The 19547-nt window shown below is 69.4% G+C and carries 24 protein-coding genes and 1 tRNA gene; 10 read left to right on the top strand and 15 right to left on the bottom strand.

Annotation, left to right across the window (positions count from 1 at the left end; genetic code table 11):
- Window positions 1-43: 43 nt before the first annotated feature.
- From LI336_RS12415 to LI336_RS12395, 5 genes are all read right to left on the bottom strand, one after another.
- Window positions 44-2308, bottom strand: a complete 2265-nt coding sequence (locus tag LI336_RS12415; RefSeq protein ID WP_227133451.1) for an amino acid permease — start codon at window positions 2306-2308, stop codon at window positions 44-46.
- Window positions 2305-2745, bottom strand: coding sequence for a universal stress protein (locus LI336_RS12410; protein ID WP_227133450.1), 441 nt, complete (start codon window positions 2743-2745; stop codon window positions 2305-2307). The genes LI336_RS12415 and LI336_RS12410 overlap by 4 nt, the downstream gene beginning before the upstream one ends.
- A 146-nt stretch (window positions 2746-2891) precedes the next feature.
- Window positions 2892-3731, bottom strand: a complete 840-nt coding sequence (locus LI336_RS12405; protein ID WP_227133449.1) for an alpha/beta fold hydrolase — start codon at window positions 3729-3731, stop codon at window positions 2892-2894.
- A 165-nt stretch (window positions 3732-3896) separates the two neighbouring features.
- Entirely contained in the window at window positions 3897-4568 is a 672-nt protein-coding gene (locus LI336_RS12400) for a class I SAM-dependent methyltransferase (RefSeq protein WP_227133448.1), read from the bottom strand.
- 134 nt (window positions 4569-4702) lie between these two features.
- On the bottom strand, window positions 4703-5671 hold the full coding sequence (locus LI336_RS12395) for a succinylglutamate desuccinylase/aspartoacylase family protein (RefSeq protein WP_227133447.1): 969 nt from the start codon (window positions 5669-5671) through the stop codon (window positions 4703-4705).
- A 152-nt stretch (window positions 5672-5823) separates the two neighbouring features.
- On the opposite strand from LI336_RS12395, the gene LI336_RS12390 reads away from it, so the two are divergent.
- The 3 genes from LI336_RS12390 (at window position 5824) to LI336_RS12380 (ending at window position 9983) form a co-directional block, all read left to right on the top strand.
- Window positions 5824-6402 (top strand): peptidylprolyl isomerase, encoded by a 579-nt coding sequence (locus LI336_RS12390; protein ID WP_227133446.1) that lies wholly within the window; start codon window positions 5824-5826, stop codon window positions 6400-6402.
- 158 nt (window positions 6403-6560) lie between these two features.
- Window positions 6561-9557, top strand: coding sequence for a G8 domain-containing protein (locus tag LI336_RS12385; RefSeq protein ID WP_227133445.1), 2997 nt, complete (start codon window positions 6561-6563; stop codon window positions 9555-9557).
- A gap of 84 nt (window positions 9558-9641) precedes the next feature.
- The gene (locus LI336_RS12380; RefSeq protein ID WP_227133444.1) at window positions 9642-9983 is read left to right on the top strand and encodes a ferredoxin; all 342 of its coding nucleotides are present in this window, start codon (window positions 9642-9644) and stop codon (window positions 9981-9983) included.
- Here LI336_RS12380 and LI336_RS12375 read toward each other — a convergent pair whose 3' ends face one another.
- Window positions 9984-10265 (bottom strand): hypothetical protein, encoded by a 282-nt coding sequence (locus LI336_RS12375; protein WP_227133443.1) that lies wholly within the window; start codon window positions 10263-10265, stop codon window positions 9984-9986.
- A gap of 90 nt (window positions 10266-10355) precedes the next feature.
- Here LI336_RS12375 and LI336_RS12370 point away from each other — a divergent pair.
- Window positions 10356-10440: transfer RNA gene (locus LI336_RS12370), tRNA-Leu, on the top strand.
- Window positions 10441-10851: 411 nt separating this feature from the next.
- Here LI336_RS12370 and LI336_RS12365 read toward each other — a convergent pair.
- Window positions 10852-11736, bottom strand: coding sequence for a DUF7351 domain-containing protein (locus LI336_RS12365; RefSeq protein WP_227133442.1), 885 nt, complete (start codon window positions 11734-11736; stop codon window positions 10852-10854).
- A 108-nt stretch (window positions 11737-11844) separates the two neighbouring features.
- Here LI336_RS12365 and LI336_RS12360 point away from each other — a divergent pair, with 108 nt between their 5' ends.
- Window positions 11845-12252, top strand: coding sequence for a DUF5788 family protein (locus tag LI336_RS12360; protein ID WP_227133441.1), 408 nt, complete (start codon window positions 11845-11847; stop codon window positions 12250-12252).
- Window positions 12253-12375: 123 nt separating this feature from the next.
- Window positions 12376-13206, top strand: coding sequence for a DUF4097 family beta strand repeat-containing protein (locus LI336_RS12355; protein ID WP_227133440.1), 831 nt, complete (start codon window positions 12376-12378; stop codon window positions 13204-13206).
- A 200-nt stretch (window positions 13207-13406) separates the two neighbouring features.
- On the opposite strand, the gene LI336_RS12350 is transcribed toward LI336_RS12355, so the two are convergent.
- The 4 genes from LI336_RS12350 to LI336_RS12335 form a co-directional block, all read right to left on the bottom strand.
- Window positions 13407-14030: a sensor domain-containing protein gene (locus LI336_RS12350; RefSeq protein WP_227133439.1), complete on the bottom strand. Its 624-nt coding sequence runs from the start codon at window positions 14028-14030 to the stop codon at window positions 13407-13409.
- A gap of 95 nt (window positions 14031-14125) precedes the next feature.
- Window positions 14126-14410, bottom strand: coding sequence for a DUF7521 family protein (locus LI336_RS12345; protein ID WP_227133438.1), 285 nt, complete (start codon window positions 14408-14410; stop codon window positions 14126-14128).
- Between the two features lie 50 nt (window positions 14411-14460).
- Window positions 14461-14799: a hypothetical protein gene (locus tag LI336_RS12340; RefSeq protein ID WP_227133437.1), complete on the bottom strand. Its 339-nt coding sequence runs from the start codon at window positions 14797-14799 to the stop codon at window positions 14461-14463.
- Window positions 14796-15149: a helix-turn-helix domain-containing protein gene (locus tag LI336_RS12335; protein WP_264475449.1), complete on the bottom strand. Its 354-nt coding sequence runs from the start codon at window positions 15147-15149 to the stop codon at window positions 14796-14798. Before LI336_RS12335 ends, LI336_RS12340 begins: the two co-directional genes overlap by 4 nt.
- A 192-nt stretch (window positions 15150-15341) precedes the next feature.
- On the opposite strand from LI336_RS12335, the gene LI336_RS12330 reads away from it, so the two are divergent.
- Window positions 15342-16085 (top strand): sensor domain-containing protein, encoded by a 744-nt coding sequence (locus LI336_RS12330; protein ID WP_227133435.1) that lies wholly within the window; start codon window positions 15342-15344, stop codon window positions 16083-16085.
- 48 nt (window positions 16086-16133) lie between these two features.
- Here the strand turns inward: LI336_RS12330 and LI336_RS12325 are convergent, their stop codons facing one another.
- Window positions 16134-16304, bottom strand: coding sequence for a DUF1059 domain-containing protein (locus LI336_RS12325; protein WP_227133434.1), 171 nt, complete (start codon window positions 16302-16304; stop codon window positions 16134-16136).
- Between the two features lie 100 nt (window positions 16305-16404).
- The gene (locus tag LI336_RS12320; RefSeq protein ID WP_227133433.1) at window positions 16405-16674 is read right to left on the bottom strand and encodes a hypothetical protein; all 270 of its coding nucleotides are present in this window, start codon (window positions 16672-16674) and stop codon (window positions 16405-16407) included.
- A 456-nt stretch (window positions 16675-17130) separates the two neighbouring features.
- Between LI336_RS12320 and LI336_RS12315 the strand changes: the two genes are divergently transcribed.
- Both LI336_RS12315 and LI336_RS12310 read left to right on the top strand, forming a co-directional pair.
- Window positions 17131-17508 (top strand): DUF7522 family protein, encoded by a 378-nt coding sequence (locus LI336_RS12315; protein ID WP_227133432.1) that lies wholly within the window; start codon window positions 17131-17133, stop codon window positions 17506-17508.
- Window positions 17509-17571: 63 nt separating this feature from the next.
- Window positions 17572-18117 carry a DUF5813 family protein gene (locus LI336_RS12310; protein WP_227133431.1) on the top strand — a complete coding sequence of 182 codons (546 nt, stop codon included), beginning with the start codon at window positions 17572-17574 and terminating at the stop codon, window positions 18115-18117.
- A 99-nt stretch (window positions 18118-18216) separates the two neighbouring features.
- On the opposite strand, the gene LI336_RS12305 is transcribed toward LI336_RS12310, so the two are convergent.
- Together LI336_RS12305 and LI336_RS12300 are read right to left on the bottom strand one after the other, a co-directional pair.
- Window positions 18217-18450 carry an Lrp/AsnC family transcriptional regulator gene (locus LI336_RS12305; RefSeq protein ID WP_227133430.1) on the bottom strand — a complete coding sequence of 78 codons (234 nt, stop codon included), beginning with the start codon at window positions 18448-18450 and terminating at the stop codon, window positions 18217-18219.
- Window position 18451: 1 nt separating this feature from the next.
- Window positions 18452-19144: a potassium channel family protein gene (locus LI336_RS12300; protein ID WP_227133429.1), complete on the bottom strand. Its 693-nt coding sequence runs from the start codon at window positions 19142-19144 to the stop codon at window positions 18452-18454.
- Window positions 19145-19241: 97 nt separating this feature from the next.
- On the opposite strand from LI336_RS12300, the gene LI336_RS12295 reads away from it, so the two are divergent.
- Entirely contained in the window at window positions 19242-19472 is a 231-nt protein-coding gene (locus LI336_RS12295) for an Lrp/AsnC ligand binding domain-containing protein (protein WP_227133428.1), read from the top strand.
- Window positions 19473-19547: the final 75 nt, after the last annotated feature.

The raw sequence follows: 19547 nt of genomic DNA, 5'->3' as shown, positions 1-19547 counted from the left end.
CGACGGGTTCGGGGGACGAACGGAGCGGTTCGCGGGTTCTCGGTCAGCGAGGGCCGAACAGGCGTTCTCTGAGCGGCCGGCGGGTCGGTCGTTCGGCCAACAGGACCGGGGTGTCGAGCGATTCGATGACCTCGAACGCGAGGGAGTCCCGGACGATTCGCGACAGCAGCCCGCGGTCGGTCGCACCGACGATGACGAGCCCGTACTCGTCGCTGAGGCGCTCGATGACGGTTTCCACGTCTCCCGTTTCGACCCGTAGCTCGGCGTCCGCCAGCTGGTGGTCGCCAGCCCACCCCTCCAGGAACTCGCGGCCGGCCGCCTCCTCGCCCTCGTCGACGACGTGCAGGAGGGAGACGTCCATCCCGATGGTTTCGCGTAACGCCGAGGCCACTTCCGCCGAAAGGTCCGACGAGTTGCCGCCAGCCGTGGGGACGAGGACGTCCGACGTCGGCACCTCCTCGCCGTCCAGCACGAGGAAGTCACAGGGGAGGTCGTGCGTCAGTTCGTCGATCGCGGACTCGATGCGCCCGCCGACGAACCGCGTGCCGCCGTACCCCATGACGACGGTGTCGACGTCGTGTGCTCGTGCAGCACCGAACACCTCCTCCAGGCCGCGATGGGAGAGGATGGTCCGCGTCTCCACGGGGACGTCGAACCGTTCGACGTCCGCTTTCGCCGCTTCGAGCAGTTCTTCGGAGGTGCTGTCGATGCGGTCCCTGTTCTCGGCGGCGGCGGCGAGCGACGTCTGGTCGGGGACGGTGACGATGTGCGTCGCGAGTACGCGCCCGCCGGCTTGACTGGCCAGCGCGCCGGCGAGCGTCATCAGCGCGCGCTCGGTCCGCGGGTTCGCGACGGCGACCATGATCGTCGGCCCGTCGCTGCCGGACGGGGCGACCGCGTCCGTCGCGGAGACGATCTGGTCGGGGAGCGCGTCCTCTCGCTCCCGGATGAACTCCGAGAGCACGCCGTCTTCGGTCGCTTCGCGACGCGCGTACAGGAAGTACCAGAGCATCGCGGCGAGGACGAACCCCGCGGAGAGCGCGATCTCGATACCGTCCATGAACGCGACGAGGCCGAGCGACAGGCCCGCTCCGAGGATGGGTGTCAGGGGGTACAGCGGGACGGTAAAGTCCGGGTCGTACTCTTCGACGTCGGCCTCCCGGAACACGATCAGGGCGGCGTTCATGAGCGCGTAGACGATGAGGTGCAGGACGCTGGCGGCCTTCGCGAGCACCTCGATGTCCTGGCCGAGTGCGGCGATGAAGACGACGATGAGTGCGCCGGTGAGGAAGATCGAGCGGTACGGCGTCGAGTAGTCGGGGTGGATCTCGTTGAGCCAGTTGGTGACGATGCCGTCCCGCCCCATCGCGAAGTTGATGCGTGCGGACGCGAGGATGGAGGCGTTCGCCGAGGAAGCGGTCGCCAGGAGCGCGCCGGCGGTCATCACCGCGGCTGCGCCAGCAGCTACGCCACCGATGGGGCCGATGGACGCGGGGAACGACAGTTCCGCGGCCTGGGCGACCGGTGCGTCGAGACTGAGGTCGGGCCACGGCACCACGCCGAGCATCGTCGTGACGAGGATGGCGTAGATGACGGTGACGATGGCGACGCTCCCGACGATCGCGATCGGGAGGTTCCGGCCCGGGTTCTTCAGTTCCTCCGCGACGGTCGCGATCTTCGCGTATCCGAGGAAGGAGACGAACACGAGCGCCGTCGCGGGCAGGATCTTGCTGGTCCCTAACGGCGCCAGGCCGCCGTCGCCGGTGAGGGTGGCGTAGTCGAACGAGAGGAAGCCCGCGAAGGCGAACGCGGTGAGGATGGCCAGCAGGACGAACACGATGACGTTCTGGACGTTCCCGGTCTCCTTCGCGCCGAGGTAGTTGACGGCCGTGAACGCCAGGCCCGCGAAGAGCGCGCCGACCTGGTTCGGGTTGAGGAACGCGACCTCCGGCAGCGGGGCGAACACCGTCAGGTACTGTCCGAACCCGATGCAGTAGAACGCGGACGCGAACGCCAGCCCCATCCAGTCGCCCATGCCGGCGATGGACCCGAACAGCGGCCCGAGTGCCTTGTTGATGTAGTAGTAGCCACCGCCGGCCTTCGGCATGGCGGTGCCGAGTTCCGCCACCGAGAGCGCGTTCACCATCGCGATCACGCCCCCGACGACGAACGAGACGACGACGACCGGACCGGCCGTATTCGCGGCGACGCCCGGGAGGACGAAGATGCCAGCGCCGATCATGGTGCCGATGCCGATCGTCATCGCGGAGACGAGACCGAGGTCCTTGGCGAGTTCGGTCTCGCTCATGTCGGGTCCTCTGTGCTCGGAAGGACGATGACGGGGAGTGGTGCGTCCGTGACGAGCTGCCGGGTGAGGTCCCCGGAGAGCAACTGTGTGAGCCGGCCGCCGCCGCGAGGCCGGACCGCGATCGCGGTCGCGTCGGTCGCTTCGGCGGTCTCGATGATCGCAGCGACGACGTCTCGGGCGTACGCGGTGCTATCGTCGGCGTCCGGGAAGACGGTTCGAACGGCCGCGTACGCCGACTCGGCGACGGCTTCGGACTGTTCGACGGGCGTCTTATCGGGGACGCCCTCGCCTTTCTCGACCACGTGGACCGCCGTCACGTGCGCCGGGTCGTACGGCTCGAGCGCGATGGCAGTCGCCCGTGCATCCGCCTCGTTCGCGACCGGGAGGAGGACCCGTGCGAGCAGGTCCATGTCGTCCACACCGGATCCAGCTGTCATATAGAGCGCATCCGCACGCCTGGTCAATAACGGTGCCGGCGGGCGCCGAGTGCGACGGGAGCGTCGACGCGGGGCTCGAGGGGCGTCGGGCGTTCTGACCGGCTCAGTCTACGGTTCCTCGACCACGTTTGCGAGAGAACGCTCAGTCACTCGCTGCTGTCGGGTCCGCGCGAGGCGTCCGTCACGAACGCCCGCAGCTTGTCCTGTACGAACCCTGGATCGTCGACGTGACCCATGTGGGACCCGTCCGGGACCGCGGCGGTCTCGCAGTCCTCGAGTTGTGCCTCGAAGTGGTCGGCGTGCCGCTCGAGGAACGCCTCGTTCTCGCCGTACAGCACCAGCAGTTCGACCTCGATGCTGGACGGGTCCAGTTCGCTTTGGAGGTACGTTTGCAGCGCTCGATTGATCTTCGGGAGGTCGGGATCCGAATCGGCAGCGGCGTCGCACGTATGCGCCGCTCGAATCTCCTCGAACTCGTCCTCGTCCGCGGCCGAGTCCGCTACGAAGAGTTTCTCGCCGAGCCAGTGCAGGGCGTTCATCACCCACTCGTTACTGGAGACGGGCGCCACCACGCGCGGCATCGCGCTGCGAGCGAACCACTCGCCGGTAGAGAACATCTCGGGTGTCGCCGAGCCGACGGTCACCAGTCCCGAGAGACGGTCAGGGGAGTCGGCCGCGAACCGGTACCCGATCATGCCGCCGAAGGAGTGGCCGAGGACCGTCGGCGAATCGAGGTCGAGTTCGTCGAGGAACGCGCCGAGGTCGTCGACGTACTGGTCCATGGTGAACGTCTCCGTCGCTGCCGTCTCGGTCCGCCCGTGACCGCGGAGGTCGTACAGCAGGACCCGGCACTGGTCGGCGAGCGGTCGTAACTGCTCGGCCCACACCTGATGGTCGACGCCCGCGCCGTGAAGCACCACGACGGGGTGACCCTCCCCGTACTCCTCGTAGTACGTTTCGAGCCCGTTCAGTTCGACGAATGGCATACTGCCCGTGTCACGCGACCCACACTTAATCGCTGTTGCCAGTTGGTCGAAGACGGCCGCCTCCGCCGACCGTGACGCGGAGCGGCTCGAATCGGTAGCGCGACAGGCCGCGACTACCCGCTGATTCGTTCGTCCCTAGGTGGACGCGACGGGATGCGAAGCGCGCTATCGCCCGCCGTTCCGTTCGAGCACCGCGAGCAGCGCGGGGACCTCGCCACCCCGGGACACGTACGTCTCGTCGCGCAGGTCGACGACCCGCCAGTCGCCGGTGGGGTCGTCGGTACCGAACGCGTCGCGGACGGCCTCGCGCGAGATGCGGTTCGGCGGCCAGTCCGCGGGCGCGTCCGGACCGAACGCGAGGACGAACGCGCGCCCGCCGGGTTCGAGGACGCGAGCGAGCGCGTCCGCGTACTCGCCGCGTCGATTGCCGTGGTCGCTGCCGGGACCCGGGAGCGCGTGGAACACGCCGACGTCGAGGATCGAGCCCGCCCGGTCGGCGTCGACGACGCCAGCGGGCGTGCCGAGTGCGAACGCGTCGCCGACGGTGAACGTGACGCAGTCGTCGAGGTCGCGGTCGGCGGCGCGGTCGCGGGCGCGCTCGATAGCCGTCGGCGCGACGTCGACGCCGCGGACGTCGTAGCCCGCGCTCGCCAGGAGGCACGATTCGGTGCCGAGCCCGCAGCCGACGTCGAGCACGGGCGACGCGAACGCGTCCGCGTCGACGAGCGCCGTCACCGCTGGCTGCGGGTCGCCGGTATCCCACCCCACCACGTCCGTGCTCGCGTACGCGCCCTCCCAGCCGTCGCCGTCGTCGCTGTTCGGGGAGTCGTCGGCCATGGATTCGAGAGCAACGCTGGACGGTTGCAAGAGCGTAACGATTCCACCCGACACGACGCTCTCGTCGACCCCAGCCGTCCTGCAGTCACTGCAATCCGAACCGAAACCGCAGCCTCGCGGCCGCCGTCTGCTCTTCAGTCGGGGATCGCCACACTCGCGAGTCGGTCACCGGCCTTCACCGTGGCTTCGCGGGAGATGGCGTAGAGGAGGCCGTCGCGGTCGAACGTCACGCGGTGCAGGACCTCGTACGTCGACGGGTCGTAGACGGTCCCGACGTCGTCGCCCGCGTCGACGTGCTCGCCGAGTTCGAGCGCGGGATTCGGCCGGAAGAGGCCGCTGTCGGTGGCGTCGACGCGCCCGAGGTGGTTGCGGGCGACGACGGGGTCGGTCGTGATGGGTTGGCCGTCGAGCACGCCGACGTGCCGGAGCACGTTCAGCACGCCACGGACGCCCGCTTCGACCGCGGGTTCGACGAGCTCGCGGCAGTGCGCGAGCTCCGGGGTGATGGCGGGGATGCCCTCGCGTGCCGCAGCGACCCGGAGCTTCCCGTCGAAGTCCCGGCGATGCCACTCCTCCGGAGCGTCCTCGCCGCGGCGCTCGCCGAGCAGGAGGTCGGTGCCGAACGCTTCGGCGAGCGCTCGCGCCTCGGCGTCGTCGTGGGGGTACACGACGTGCGTGAGGAGGTCCGGACTGCCCGTGTGGAGGTCGACGACCGCGTCGGCGTCCGCGACGTACGGCCAGAGCGCCGCCGCCATCCGCTCGTGCAGCGACCCTTCGTCGTCGCCCGGCCACACGCGATTCATGTTCCCGTTCACGGAATCCAGGGACGCCGGCGCCGTGTACCCGACGCGGTCGAACGTCACCGGGTTCGCGACCGGCACCGCGACCACGCGCCCCGCGAGCTCAGACAGCGGGAGCTTCTCGTGCACGCGCCGCAGCACCTCCGTGCCGTTCACCTCCCGGCCATGTTGGGCGCCCTGCACGTACACCGTCGGCCCCGCCTCCGGCCCCTCGTACACGTGCACCGTCGTCGACACTCGAACGCCCGACGGCAGTCGAGCGAGCGTCACGTCCTCGCGACGATGGCGAGCCGAACGCGTCATCGGTTACGCCAGTTTTCGGCGCGCCGCATCTTGAATCTCACCCCAACCCCACTCGCGGCGACACGAACGACCGCCCGTCGAACCGAGTCCGCCGAGCGTCACCGCGAGCACGATGGGGCAACGTTATCCCGGAGGCGGCCGTCCTTTCGGGCATGACGATAGCTGCGACCATCCACACGACGCACGGCGACATCGACATCGAGCTCTACGACGAGCAGGCCCCGCGCACGGTCACGAACTTCGTCGGGCTCGCACTCCACGACCCCGCCGCGAACGCCGACCCCGCACCCGACACGACCACGTGGGCCGACCCCGAATCCGGCGAGACACGCGGCGACTCGCTGTACGCCGGCGCTGACTTCCACCGCATCATCGAGGACTTCATGATCCAGGGCGGCGACCCCGAGGGCACCGGTCGCGGCGGCCCCGGCTACCAGTTCGACGACGAGTTCGTCGACGACCTCACGCACGACGGCCCCGGCGTCCTCTCGATGGCGAACGCCGGCCCGGACACGAACGGCAGCCAGTTCTTCATCACCCTCGGCGCCACCCCGCACCTCGACGGCAAGCACGCCGTCTTCGGGAAGGTCACCGACGGCATGGACGTCGTCGAGGAACTCGGCGCGCTCGACACCGACGGCCGCGACAACCCCAACACGGACGCCGGCATCGAATCCATCGACTTCCACGACGACGTCAGTCACCTCGACCTCGCCGGCGCCGACGTCTAACTCGCGCGACGACCGCTCGCGTTCGCTTTCGAAGTTCCCACTCTGGACGGCCCCGTAGCCGCGTCCATCGTCGTCGTTGACACGTCGTGGCGAGGTTTTTACTGGTGGAGTGTCCTGAATCCACAAGCACGCCGTAACCAACGGTAACACAAAGGACGATGAGTGGGGAACACAGCGGTGACAGGGGTGACGAATCGAGCGACGATGGTGGCGTCCTCGACGAGGCGCGCGACGCGGCGGGCGGCGTCGCGGCGGGCGTCCGCGAGTCGGCCGAGGACGCGGTCGACCGCGCGAAGCCGAGTCGGCGGACGATGCTGACGATGCTGGCGTCCGCCGGGGCGGGCGCGGCGCTCGCGCGCCACGAGGACGTCTCGCGAGCGGTCGGTGGGGTGACGGGTGCCGGTGGCGGGTCGGACCTCCTGCCCGGGACGGCAGGGAACGGCCACGAGGCGGCGCTCGCGCTCGTGCCGACCGAGGAGGCGACGCACGTCGCGAAACGCTCGGGCGCGTGGGACGACCCCGGAACGTGGCAAGGCGAGGTGCCGACCGACGGTGGCCGCGTGCACGTCCCCGAGGGAGTCGAGGTGACCCTGCGGCATCGGGACGCGGCCCAACTGAAGTGGGTGCGAGTCGACGGCGCGCTCGTGCTGTCGCCGGACGCGGACACCCATCTGCAGGCCGAGACGCTCGTGACGACGCCCGAGAGCGCGCTCCAGGTCGGGTACGCCGACGACCCCGTGGGGCCGGACGCGGAGGCGCTCGTGACGTTCGCGGACTTCGGCCCCATCGACGAGTCCGTCGACCCCGAGCGCGTCGGGACGGGGCTCGTCGTGATGGGGAGTCTCGACGTCCACGGCGCGGAGACGACGACGTGGAGCGCGCTCGCGAACGCCCCCGGCGCGGGCGACGAGACGCTCACGCTCCCGGAAGCACCGACGAACTGGTCGGCCGGCGACCGCCTCGTCGTCCCCGGCATGCACCCCCGGAAGGACCAGGACGAGGAGGTGTTCGTCGAGCGCGTCGACGGGTCGACGGTGTACCTCGACCGCGAACTCGCGTACGACCACGTCCCGCCCGCCGACGACCTGTCGGCGTACGTCGTCGCGCTCGACCGCCCCGTGCGCTTTCGCTCCGCGAACCGGGCGGTCGACCGTCGCGGGCACGTGATGATCATGGCCGCGGAGACGACCGTGAAGTACGCCGCCTTCGAGGGGCTCGGACGCACCGACAAGTCCTACGCGTTCACGGACCCCGAACACGGGAAGCCACCAGAGGACGTCCCGCCGAACCCGCGAGCGCGGTACGCGTTCCACTACCACCGCACGGGCATCAGCGCCGACCCGCACGTCGCGGAGGGCCTCGCCGTCGACGGCTCCCCCGGGTGGGGCGCCGTCAACCACCACAGTCACGCCGAGGTCACCGACTCCGTCACGCACGGCGTCTTCGGCGCCGGGTTCGTCTCCGAAGCCGGGAACGAGCGCGGCGCGTTCCGCCGGAACTTCGCGCTACGCTCGACGGGGTCGGGCGAGGCGCTCGACAGCCGCGAGTTCCACAGCGACGACGACCACGAACCCGGCGAGGTCGACGACTTCGGGCACGGCGGCCACGGCTTCTGGCTGCAGGGCCCGATGGTCGCCGTCGAGGACAACGTCGCCGCCGGCCACCGCTACTTCGCGTACGTCTTCTGGAACCGGCCGCTCATCGACCGAGAACTCCGCCCCGGCGAGAAGATAGACCGCCTCCGCGGGACCGTCCCGAACACGCCCCTGGCGTTCGTCGACCAGCCCGAGCTCGCCGAGTCCGACCACGTCGTCGACGACGCGGTATCGAGCGCGTACGTCTCCCTGAACTCGGTCGCGGGGAACACGGCGTTCGCGTCCGCGGGCGGCCTCGACGTCTCCCGCCACCAGTTCGGGTGGAGCCACATCAGGGTCGCGAACTGGAGCGTCGTCGAGGACTTCACGGCGTTCAACGTCGGGCCGTTCGTCACGCACTGGGACAAGGAGGTCGAGCCCGAGTTCGCGAATCACCGCGGCGGGAACACGGGCGTGAACGTCCGGTACTCGAACAACGTCCGCCTCAAGTGGCTGCGGCTCGTGAGCGGCCGCGGCCGCGACCGCGTCGGCATCGGGCGGAACGTGCCCTATCCGTTCCATCTCAGTATCGAGGACAGCGACGTCGAGGGGTTCCGCGAGGGCCTCCTGACGGCGGTCCGTGGCGTGACTCGCGTCACGGGGTCGCGGTTCGCGAACGCGACGAACGTCGCGGTCCGCGACGAGCATCGATGGCCGACGCGGAAGATAGCCGTCGCGGACTGCGAGTTCGAGCGCGGCGGCGACGGCGGGCACGTCGCCACCGAGCTCGCGCCGCTCGAGGACCTCGGCGCGACCGAGCTGTTCACGCCGCATCGCTCCACGGTGACGCTCGACGGCCGAACCGTGTACTATCCCGAGCAGCGCGCGGACTACGTTCCCATCCCCGACCGGAAGGCGATGGAGGCGCTCGGGGATTCGTCGACGCTGAACGAACTCACGGGCGGGAACGCGGACGGCGTCGTCGGGAAGACGAACCGCGAGCTGCTGGACGCGTACGGTATCGCGACGAAGGGCGCGATCACGCCGCGCGACGCCGTGAGCGACGACCGCGTTCCCGGGAAGCTCCAGTCGCCGGCAGCGGCCAACGGCGCGGAAGCGTGGCTGGAGGCCCAGGACGGCGACGTCGAGCGACCGTGGGTCGTCGAGGAGTCGCCGAACGCGAGCGGCGGGAAGTACATCACGACCTGCGGCGTGGACGCCGGCGGCGAACCGCCGAGAGAGGGGTACGCGACCTACGAGTTCGACGTCGAACGCGGCGGCGAGTACGAGGTCCGCGGTCGCGTGCAGGTCCCGGACGACGAGAGCGATTCGTTCTGGGTGCGCGTCGACGACCGCGAGTGGGTGCGCTGGGACCGGATGCGCTCGCGGCGCGGGAGCTGGGAGTGGGAGTCTGTCCCCGACCACGACCGCGAGGGTGCACCACCGAAGCGGTTCGCGCTCGACGCGGGCCCCCACACGCTCACAGTTGCCTTCCGCGAGGACGACGCGGCGCTGGACAAGCTCGTCGTCACACAGAACCGCGACCCGCCCGTGCTGTTCGGCGAATCCGCGGGCGAGTAGCGCTCGCGCCCGGCGGCTGCGAGGGCTTCGACCGCGAGCGCGGGACCGACAACCGAAAGTTCCCGCGGCCCCGAGTCTCGCGCAATGAGCGACAGCGAGGACGCGCACGCGCCGAGCGAGATCGGGGAGGCGAACGCGCCGCCCGTGGAGGAGGCGCCGTACAAGATCATCTTCGAGGCGAACAAGTGCTTCGGCGCGGGGAAGTGCGCGGAGAAGTCGACGAACTGGGAGATGAGTATCGACAGCGGCCTCGGCACGCCGAATACGTACTTCTTCGGCGAGGAGGACCTGGAGCACAACCTCGCCGCCGCGGAGGCGTGTCCGGCGAAGAAGGACGTCGGTATCATCCACGTCGTCGACCGTCGCACGGACGAGGAGATCGCGCCGAACCCGCACGGCGACGGGACGCTGAGCGTCGACTGGTAGCTAGCGCCGGTCGCGGCGGTCGTCGTCGGTGAGCTCGCGAGCGCGAGCGACGACGTACATGAGGACGAGGCCGGTGCCGACGGCGAGCACGAACTGGGCGGCGACGAGGAAGACGGTGCCGAGCGTCGACCCCGCGCCGAAGAGGACGACGAAGAGGAACGGGACGAGTGCGGTCGCGGCGACGAGCGCGACGAGTTTCGCGAGCGGTATCGCCTCTCGGAGGACCTGTAGTGCGTCGATCTCGTTCGTTCGCGGGTCGACGAACGGCGTATCGGAGGGCATCGCCATCGAGTTGTCGGCGTTCCTGAATAAATCCTGCGAGGGACCGGCAAGCGAAACCGACTTTGCACCCCCGGCGGTAAGCCCGGACGAGCGAGGGTGGCTGAGCCAGGCCAAAGGCGGCGGACTTAAGATCCGCTCTCGTAGGAGTTCGTGGGTTCGAATCCCTCCCCTCGCATCGCTGTCGCGAACGACGGTGAGCAGCAGCTGTCGAACGAGGGTTCGAACCCTAGTAGTCGCGCGCAGCGAACGGATGTGAGCGAGCACGTCTGGTTTCGGTTCGAATCCCTCCCCTCGCACTGCCGCTGCGAACGACGGTGAGCAGCGGCTGTCGAACGAGGGTTCGAACCAGGGAGCACGCAGCGTCCGAACGAAGTGAGGACGGCCGTGTGACTGTGGTTCGAATCCCTCCCCTCGCACTGCCGCTGCGAACGACGGTGAGCAGCGGCTGTCGAGTGAGGGTTCTTCTAGCTCGGTTCGAGTTCCCGTGAGTGACGACGTTCGCACTTTCGGAGGGGGTGAATGGTGTTCGGCCACCGGAATCCATCGAAATCCGCTTCCAAGACGGTCGGGAGGCGTAAATGGTCAGTTAATCGGTGGTCGTGGTTCGGGTGGTGGAAGCGATGGTGCCGTCGTCGTCGATGGTGAGGGTGAGGCGTTCGTCGTCGAGTTCGACGTCGACTTGGAGGCGGAGGGGGTCGGTCTCGATGACGCTTTCGGTGCCGGGGGTGGTCCAGTCGAGCGTCCACCAGGGGGTGGTGCGGGCGTCGATGTCGTGGTCGTGGTGGAAGTGGGTGACGGTGGGGTGCGTGAGGAGGTGGAGGCCGAGTGGGACGCCGTGCTGGTAGCCGCAGCGCTGGCAGTCGGCGCGGTAGTGGTGGTGGTCGGGTTGGAGGCCGCCGTGTTCGAGTTCGCCCGTGAGGTGGCCGTGGCAGTCGGCGCAGACGCCCTGGCGGGTGCTTTCGCTCCACTGGTAGCCGAGGAACGCGACGTTGTCGACGAGGTCGCTCTCGGGAGTGGTCTGGAGGAGGCTGGGTGGGGCGGAGAGCGCCATCGCGTGCTCGGGGGTGCCGCAGGTGAGTTGGAGTTTGCCGTCGGTGTAGTGGAACTGGAGGTCGGCGTCGCAGAACGGGCAGGTGCCGGGGGCGTCCCTGGGGCCCCACGTCCAGTCGGTGTCGAGGACGCCGCTGGCGGCGGTGGTGAGGAGTTCCATGCCGACGCGGGAGAGCCGGTAGCCGGCGTCGGCTTTGACGACGAGGTCGTCGAGCGCGTCGAGGTGGTAGTTGAAGTTCCCGTTGTCGCGGACGTCGACGGCGTCCTTGAGGTCGGTGTACGCAAGCCAGGGGTCGGTGGGGGCGTCGGCGTGGGCGTCGGCGAGCGCGCGGAGGACGGCGACGCGCGTGGGGTGGGTGACGCGCTCGAAGACGGCGGTCGCGTCGGCGAGGGTCGTGGTGTCGGCGTCGGCGCGGTCCATCGTTCCGTCGTTCGTCGCGGCCCCGGTAAGCGTTCGTGTCGGGTGCGTTAGAGTAATGCGTTGCTCGGAACGCCTAATTCACCTCCGTCCGTCGGTTCGAGTAGACCCATGAACGACAGCGAGCGCCAGCGGTTGCTGTCGAAGTTGCAGCGGCGGTCGGGGACGGTCGGCGGCGACATCCCCGACGAGTTGACCGTGCAGGGGGAGACGGTGGACGTGAAGGCCTTCCTCTTCGAGTGCGACGACCTCGACGGGATCCCCGAGAGCGAGCGCGAGCGCCTGGAGTCGTTGAAGCGGGCGTTGAAGCGCGAGCGCCTGCAGCGAAAGCAGCGCCTGGAGCGCGAGGACCTCTCGGTCGCGGACGGCGAGGCCATCGTGCGGCGCGTGCGCGGTATCGACCGCGCGCTGAACGCGCTCGAGGGACTGGACGAGCCGGGTATCGAGGAGCAACTCCGCCGGAAGCAACTGGAGGACGCCGAGGAGCTCCGGGCGCTCATGGACATCGCGGCGAACTAGCGGTCTCGACGCGGCCCACTCCCAGCCAGCCGGGGCGAGTCTTCGTATTTGAATCTTTGGTGGAGTTGGTGCGTCCGCAGTCGTGCGTTCCGGTTGAAATATGCGTGGTGGGTTGGTTGTGGTATGGTAGGAATGACCTCCAGACGGCGGTTGCTCGCTGGTGCCGGTGCGGCGTTGTCGGCCGCGCTGGCGGGCTGCAGTGGCCTGACGCCTTTCGTAGGGAAGCGCGAGGAGTCGACGGAGCGCGTCCCCGTCGAGGGCGCTTCGGCGCTCGCGGTGGCGATCGACGTCGGCGACGTCACGGTTCGTTCGGCGGACCGCGAGGACGTCCACGTGGACGTGGTGAAGCAGTCGAGTTCGGTGAACGCGGACCTCTCGAAGCTCGAGTTCCGCGTGGCGCGCCCCGAGGACCGCGTGCGGTTGCGGGGCGTCTGGACGGGCGACGGCGGGTTGTCCGGGAAGCCGTCGATGGACCTGGACGTGACGGTGCCGTCGTCGCTCGCGGTCGCCGAGACCGAGACGCAGGTCGGTGACGTCGACGTGGAGGGCGTGACCGGGGACGTGACGGCTGCGAGTTCGACCGGTGACGTGACGCTGCGGTCGGTCGCGGGCACGGCGCGCGCGTCGACGAGCACGGGCGACGTCGTCGTCGAGGACGTGGACGCGTTCGGCGGTGCGGACGCGAGCACGGGCGACGTCACCGTCGAGGTCCCTGCGATCGACGGCGACACGACCGTCGAGACGAGCACTGGCGACGTGACGGCGGCCGTCGGTGCCGACGTCGACGCGGAACTGCGGGCGTCGACGAGCACGGGCGACGTCGTCGTGAACGACCTGTCGCTCGCGGACGGGTCGGTTCGCGAGCAGTCCGCGTCGGGGACGCTCGGCGACGGCGGCCCCGAACTCGTGTTCGAGACGAGCACGGGTGACGTGACGGTGTCGGCGCTCGAGTAGGTCGGCGCGCGGACTCCTTCTGCGGTCTCGCTGCGATGCCGACGCACGTGACGAGAGAGCCGAGTGCTTCGAGAGCGCAGTGACTTTCGTCCCGGCGGCAGGTGCTGGCGGTCGGTGTCCGTCGTCGAGGCGGGGAGAGCCGGTGGAGAACGGGTACGGGGGCTGCGGGCCGAAGCGGCGGGGTCGAGAACGCGCTGTGCTCAGGCGTCGGCGAAGAGCGCGCCGGTGACGTGCGCGCTGGCGCGGCCGAGGAGGTTCGTCGCGTAGAGCGTGCCGAGGCCCGTGAGGACGCCGGCGGCGGCGACGAGGACGCTCTCCGCGAAGGTGTCGACGACGTGCGTGGTCGTGGTCTGGACGACGAGCGTGTCGCCGTACGCGAACGGTGCGACGAGGAGCGCGGCCGTGAGGGAGAGGCCGGTGACGAGGACGACGAACGCGACGAGGCCGAGGACGGCGCGATAGCAGAGGAACGCGACGCTCGTCCACGTCGCCCGGCCGACTGCCAGTTCCGTCAGGAACGCGACGACGCCCTGGTCGACGGCGGGGAACTCGGGGGCGACGTCGACGCCGAGGACGCCGCCGGTGAGGCGGGCGTCGAGCCACGCGAGCGTGACGACGGCGAGGAGCGTCGCGACGACGACGACGGGGCCGAGCGGCGTGATGCTCAGTCCGAGCGAGAGCCCGAGGCCGACGCTCAGGAGCACCGTGTACGCGAGGCCGACGGGGGCGGCGAGCGCGAGGTAGCCGAGCGTGCGGTACGTGAACGGGTCGACGGGTGCGGCCAGGAACGACCGGCGCGCACTCGACGAGGTCGATTGGTGCATGGGCAACTCGGAGTTCGTGCGAACGCCCCATATCAAGCGCTGGCGAGTTGTCCGCCCACCAACTGACCCAAAGGTATAAGTAAGAGAACGTTGCGTCAGGTGCCGTCGAGCGAGTAGAGGATGGCGAGCAGGCCGGCGACGTTCGCGAGCGACACCGCCAGCAGCGACTGTGCGTCCGAGAGCGCGAGCGTCGGCATGACGCCGTACAGGAGCACGAACGGGACGACGGCGATGCACGCGATACCGACGGCGAGGTACCGCATCGTCGCGCTGTCGTTCCGTCTCGCGCCGCGGTACGCGAGCGCGGCGACGACGGTCCCCGCGAGCGCGGTCGCGGCCGCCGCCACCGCCGCTATCGCCCCGGGGTCAACGCCCGCCATACCTCACCCCCTTCGAGCCGGAAACGGCCGCCTGGAGCCGGCCGTACGCTTCAACGCCCACCGTAGACCACCCCCAGGATGAGCAGGAGGCCCGCGAGCTGGCTGGCGGTCACCGCGAGGACGCGCGCCGTCCCGTCGACGCCCGGGACGGTCGCGAGCACGACGCGGAGCGTCATCGGGACGGTCGTCAGGAGGACGAGGCCGACGCCGAGCGCCGCCATCCCCGGCTGGCCGCCGTCCTGATAGCCCCGGTAGAGGCGGAGCGCGAGGTACAGCGAGAGGACGGTCGCGACGAACAGCGCGCCGAGTGCCGCGAGCACGACGAGCGGGTCCCCACCGGTCGTCGTCTGCATCGGGCCCACGGCCAACTGGAGTTCGCTCCCGGTCATTTGAATCCCTCGTAGAGGCGCGTGAAGCGGTCGCTCGGGTCCTCGCGGCGGTCGACGTCGACGTCGAACCCGTGCTCTTCGAGGTAGACGTGGACGGCGTCGAGGTTCGCGCTGTAGACCTTGTAGTGGTGGCCGTCGGGGTCGAGCATCTGGTCGTCGGTGAGGAGGTCGGCGTCCTGGAGGCGTTCGACGCGCCGGTATATCGTGGAGGGGTCCGCGTCGCACGCCTCGCTGAGCGCGTCCACGGACTTCGCCTCGTTACGCGTCTGCACGAGGATGCGCCACGCGTAGCCGTCGCTGATGAGGTCCACGACCTCGTCGACCTCGTCGACCTCGCCCTCCGGCGGCATCGTCACGCGACTACTTGGAGCGTCGACAAAAGCGTCGTGGTCGGGCGGGCGAGCGACGGCGGCGAGCGAGAGCGCGACGAACACGTCACGTCGACCGCTCTCGGCCGGAACCAGGAATCCCCGTGGCGAGTTGCTCGCTCGCCAACTCGACCCGAACGTTTATACTCGAACTACCGGCTGAGTTAGGTACCGATGTCCGCCACGCGGTCCAGTTCGCTCACCGCTCACCTCCGCGCGTTCCTCGGCGTTCCCGTCCGCGCGCAGACGTACCTGAACCTCTGTTATCTCTGCCTGGCGTTCCCGCTCGGTATCGCGTACCTGGTGTTCGTCGCGGTCGGCCTGAGTCTCGGCGTCGCCCTCGCCGTCCTCCTCGTCGGCGTTCCGATCTTCCTCCTGACGGTCGTCGGGGCGCTCGTCGCCGGGTCGATCGAGCGCGTCCTCGCCAGGTCCCTCCTCGACATCGACCTGGGGTCGCGCGCCCTCCCCGCGGACGCGTCGCTCCGCGAGCGCACGGTCGCCGTCCTGACCGACGTCTCGACGTGGAAGACCGTCGTCTACCTGCCCTCGAAGCTCGCGTTCGGGACGCTCGCGTTCGTGCTCGCGACGAGCGTCCTCACGACCGGCGTCAGCATGCTCCTCGTGCCGCTTTACTACCAGGAGCCGGGGCTGTACGTCGGCGTCGTGACGGACCGTCCCGTCGAGCTACATCCGTCGTTGTACGTCGCGTGGAACAAGCTCCTCGTCGGGTTCGAGGCGGTGTGGACGCTCGACGCCTGGCGCGTCCGCACGTTCGGGGACGCCGTCTTCGTCGCGGCCGCGGGCGCGCTCCTCATCGTCCTCGGGCTGCACGCGCTGAACCTGCTCGCTCGGGGCGCGCGCTGGTACACGGCGTTCATGCTCGACGACGGGTACGCGCCGCTCGCCGGCGACCGCTGACGGACTCGGCGGCCGCTGACGGACCCGGTCGCTTCGTGGCCCGTCACGTCAGATGGTGGTGATGTGCGAGCGGAGCTCGCGTTCCATCTCGTCGTCGATGTCGACGTCCGGATGGGCTTCTCGTGCGTGCGCTGTGGCCTGTTCGATGATGGCGTCGTCGGTGTCGGCTTCGATGACGGCGTCGCAGCCGTCGACGACGCACTCGAGGTGTCGTGGCATGGCGTCCCATACGAGGCGCCAGCGGCGTATCGTTATGAGGCAGTTTCCGCGAGAAACGACGTGTGAACGACAGCGGTGGTCGCGATGACTGGAACCCCGGTCAGGCGTCGGCGTTCGTGTCGCGTGCCGAGAGCGTCGCGGCGTGGCCGACGAGGACGGCGAGGACGGCGAGCGCGAGGGCGCCGTACCCGAGTAGGGTCTCGAACGCGCCGAGGCCGTCGCCGAGCGCGTACCCGGCGAGCGCAGCGGCGCTCGTGGCGCCGACGACGCCAGGGAGCGACTCCACGGTGGTCGAACGGCGGCGCTGGCGGCCGGCGACGATACCGACGACGGCCGCGAACGCGACGGCGAGCGCGAGCGCGAGCAGCATCACGTCGTCGTTCCATGGTCGCGAGCAAAAACGTTGGGCTACGAACCGGTCGCGAGGGAGCCCGGGGTCACGACCGCCACGGACGCTTCGTTCGGGAGCCGTCCCTCGCGACGCGGTCCTGGCGGCCGCCCGAAGTGGGCATGGCGGGGGCGGCCGCCTGCAGTCGACGACCTGTGCCTGAATCGGTCGGCGACTGGGCCCCCGAATCCTCGAAGACCACCTTCACGTGCACGACGAACCCAGGTAAAACCCCCGGTCGCCGCAGAGAGCGCCCGAGACCTGCGATTCCAGGGTAGTAGCGGGCAGGCCGGTCGGAGAATGCGTCGACGCGGGTACCGCTGTACACGTTCGTCGAATCTCGAACGGCCGGACGCTGCGAAGGGTCGCGGTCGCGACCGCTCGCGGTCGTCGGCGCGTGGCGGGTGGTTTTTCACCATGTAGGTAGAGGGGAGAGATATGACGACTCTGCTCGACGACGGCGTCGCGGACCAGGTCGTGACCACGGCGCGGACCGCCGTCGGGGACAGCCTCCGGTCGGTGACGTACTTCTCGCGCGACGACTACGAGCAACTGTACCTCCGCGGGGACCTGGAGCGGGATGCGGACCTCGGGACGTTCGTCGGTCACGAGTGGCGCGAGTGGGAGACCACGCAGTCCGCGTACGCGGGGAGCGAGCTCGGCGCGCACGAGTACACCATCCGCGTGTTCGAGAACGGGTTCCTCATCCGCATCGCCGTCGACCGCGGCGGCGTGTTCGTCACGACCGACGGCCTCACCCTGAAGGACTTCGAGGAGCTCGCGGGCGCGCTCCGCGAGGTCCTCGACTCGCGGTAGTCGACTCGACAGCGGGACGGCCGCGAACGCAACCCCCTTCTCCGCGGAGTTCGAAACGACCCCATGACCGATTCCGACGCCGCGAGTACGCCGAGCGACGTCGCGAGCGCGTTCGAGCGTCACGACGCGTTCGCGCCGACCGACGACGACCGCTATGCGCTGGACTCGACCGCGTTCGACGTGACAGTCACCGTAACCGCCACCGACTCCGGGAAGGCCGGTGCGTTCACCGTCCTCGTCCCCGTGCCGACGCTGTCGGCGACCGTCGCCGACCCAGAAGCGGTCGCGCCCGTCGTCGAGGACGGCTGGTTCGACACGTTCGAGCGACGGCTCGAGGACGCGTTCGACGTCGCGAAGACGAGCTACGGCGACCCGCCGGTCGTCGACCGCGGCCCCGAGACGGTTCGCGTCGAGCTCGCGTACGAGTCCTGGGACGCCACCGAGGGCGTCGCGGACGCGAAGGCGCTCGCGGAGTACGTCGAGGGGACGTGGGTGCAGGGCCTCATCCCGGGGTACGACTACGTCGGCGTCGCCGCCGACCTCCGGTCGCAGGCGTCACAGAACACCGCCGGCGACGACGGTGGCGACCGCAGCGGCACGCCGCTGTAGGCCGCGAGCGCTCGCGGCGTGCGGTCGGTACAGCCAGCGCGCTCGCGGCGTGCGGTCCGTAGGCGAAGCAGGGGTGAGAGCGGAACTGGCGGGTCGGCGTCAGTCCATCGCGATGTACGTCTGGGTGTCCTCGACGCCGCTGATGCCCTGGATCTGTGTCGCGGCGACGTCCTTGACCTCGCCGGGCGATTCCACGGACACCTTCGCGATGATGTCGACGTCGCCGGCGACGATGTACGCGTGCTCGACGCCGTCGAGCGCTTCGATGTCGTCTCTGAGTCGATCCGCCTCGCCCGTGTTCGCCTTGATCATGATGTACGCGGTGACTGGCATCTCAAGCACCTCCGGTGAGGGTGGCGGCGCGACCGCCCGCGTCGCCGACGATTATCTGTCTGACGTCGCCGAGCACGTCGAAGTCCGCGAGGACGACGAGTCTGTCGCCGAGTTCGAGGGACTCGTCGGGGTTCGGGATGCCGACGGATTGACCTTCCTTCCCGAACGCGAGGACGGTGGCGTCCGCGGGGAGTTGGAGTTCGCTGATCGTGTAGCCCTTGACGGGCGAGGCTTCGGTGACGGAGAGTTCGACGATCTGGAGGTTCTGGGCGATGTCGGCGATGGCGCGGATGTCGCCGCCCAGTAAGGCGTTCTTCGCGCCGATGGCGCCGAGACGCTCGGGGTAGACGATCTCGTCGACCTCGTCGGCGTACTTCCGGTAGATGTCCTCGCGGTAGTCCTCGTCGATGCGCATGATGGTGCGCGCGCCGTGGTGTTTCGCGATCATGCACGCGGCGAAGTTCGTGTTCAGGTCGCCGGTGAGTGCGCCGACGGCGTCGGCGTCGGCGATGCCGGCTTCCTCGAGGCGGTCCTCGTGGGAGCCGTCGCCCTGGACGACGGTGAACTCCTGGTCGCGAGCGCGTTCTACCTTCCGTTCGTCGCGTTCGAGCAACGTCACGTCGTGGCCCTCCTCGCGGAGGACGCGGGCCGTCCGAAGACCGACTCGGCCAGCTCCTATGATAACGAACCGCATACTACCGTGTACGACGGACCCCTTCAAGTACCTTACCCCGCCGTCGTCTGGTGGTCGAGGGGAAGTTTTTTGACGTGCCAACGTGTACCACACGTCGATGGTTCACGCGTTCATCATGGTCAAGACCGCCGCCGGGAAATCCGAGGACCTCCTCGCGCAGATCCGCGACATCGAGCTCGTCCACGCCGCCCACATCGTCGCCGGGAACTACGACATCATCAGCGAGGTCGACGCCCCCGAGGTGTACGACGTCCTCCACACCGTCTCCTCGGAGATGCAGCGACTCGACGGCGTCTCGGACACCAAGACCTACATCTCGATGAACTGACCGCGGGCACCGACGCTCACCGCCTCCCGAACGAGCCAGCAGGTTCGAGACCAGAGGAACGACCGAACCGCGCCA

This window comes from Halorubellus salinus (assembly GCF_020567525.1).
GTDB classification, from domain to species: Archaea; Halobacteriota; Halobacteria; order Halobacteriales; family Natrialbaceae; genus Halorubellus; species Halorubellus salinus.
The sequence above is the reverse complement of the archived record's forward strand: the minus strand, read 5'-3'. Positions and strand labels throughout refer to the sequence as shown.